The 1,706-nt window shown below is 42.0% G+C and carries 2 protein-coding genes; both read right to left on the reverse strand.

The window, feature by feature from the left end:
* A partial coding sequence (locus tag BUB28_RS09540) for a glycoside hydrolase family 11 protein (protein WP_175547831.1) occupies nucleotides 1–896 on the reverse strand: 896 nt, incomplete at its 3' end.
* A gap of 201 nt (nucleotides 897–1,097) precedes the next feature.
* Nucleotides 1,098–1,706 (reverse strand): dockerin type I domain-containing protein (locus BUB28_RS17050; protein WP_242939979.1); only part of this gene is annotated, 609 nt, incomplete at its 5' end.

Consider the following 1,706-nt stretch of genomic DNA (forward strand, 5'->3'; position numbering starts at 1 on the left):
CCGTTGTCACCGCCGAAGCCGCCAAAGTTCATTCCGCCGCCATTGTCGCCGCCGAAGCCGCCGAAGTTCATTCCGCCGCCATTATCGCCGCCGAAACCGCCGAAGTTCATTCCGCCGCCGTTGTCGCCCTGATCAGCAGGAGTGGTTACAGTTGTATCTGTCTGAGTGTCGGGAGATGCACCGAAGGATATGCTCTTTACATTAGCAGAACCGTTGGATCTGTAGCCTTCGATATTAAGGGATACCTCGTAAAGAGTACCTGACATATCAAGACCTGCCTTCTCCCACGCTTCAAAGTGCTTTGAAACCGAGATCGTTCCCTTCATATAGTTTGTCTGATTGTTTGCAGAACCACTTGTCTTACGAACGCTCCAGTACTGCGGGAATGTTGCAGTACCGTCAAGTGACGGCTGATTGTAACGCATAGTCTTGCGTATATCGTAGGTATTACCGTTAAGAGTTACAGTACCCTTGTTTTCGCCGTCATTTCCGGGTGGTCTCCAATCGCCCCAGCCTTCCACGATGTAGTATTCCATGAGAGGGTTTCTGGTCCAGCCGTATACACACATATAAGAATTGCCTTTTGGAGTATACTCTACATCATAGTTAAGGGTGATATCGCCAAAAGCCTTGTAGTTTTTCTTCTGGCTGTCGTAGTTCTTGCCCATACGAGCAAGGAAGTTTTCAATGTTGCTCCACGAACAGGTGAAGGAGCCTGCCTTTGGAGTCATTGATGCCTGTCCCTGACCATTCTGATTCCACATTTCGTAATCAAAACCGCCTATGTTGCCGCGTGTCTGCTGATCGGCAGCAGATGCGACTGTCGGGATACTTGAAGCGATCATCAGTGCTGATACGGTGCCACTGATGACCTTTTTGAATTTGGACATTTTCATTTAATTCACTCCTTTTAAAAATGTCCCATTCCCTTTCTGTATTTATTTCTTTTTTAATAATACAACATTGTTTTCAAAAAATCAATATATTTTGGATATAATTATATTTATTATATAAATAAATTTTGAATTCAGAAATAAATAAACATATATTTTAAAAAGAATAAAGCCGTATTCGCAGTGAATACGGCTTTATAAAAATTATTTGTCGAGCATGAATAACTTCAACGAAATTATATCGCCCTCCGCAACAGAAATGTATACATAATAGCAGAGAATGTAAGATGCATCAAGTGAATCTATCTTACCATCATTATTTACGTCATATGCTTCTCTCTGTTTTACTGTAAGTGTTATAGACTGCGAGGTCGAATTCTTTGCATATATCATAAGGATAATGCTTGCATCAACTGCATCGATCTTACCGTCGCCTGAAGCATCACCAAGTTCGATATCAGGCTCGTCATCATTGCCAGTAGTAGTTACTGTGCTTGTTGTAGTTGCTTCGGTAGTTGTTGAAGTTGTTGTAGATGTTGTGGTAGTAGTTTCGGAAGTAGTTGATGTAGATGTACTTGTTGTAGTTGTGGTAGTTTCTGAGGTCGTTGATGTTGAAGTAGTGGTTGTTTCCGATACCTCAGATGTTGTTGATGCAGAAGTCGTTGTTTCAACAGTAGATGTTACGGTTGATGTTGTAGTAGTTGTTGTTGTAGTCGTTGATGATGTTGTTGTAGTCGTTGATGTTGTTGTGGTAGATGTAGTAGTCTTGCTTGTTGAAGTTGTTGTCTTCGATGTTGTTGCAGATGTAGTAGT

The organism is Ruminococcus flavefaciens (genome assembly GCF_900143025.1).
Classification (GTDB): Bacteria; Bacillota; Clostridia; order Oscillospirales; family Ruminococcaceae; genus Ruminococcus; species Ruminococcus flavefaciens_I.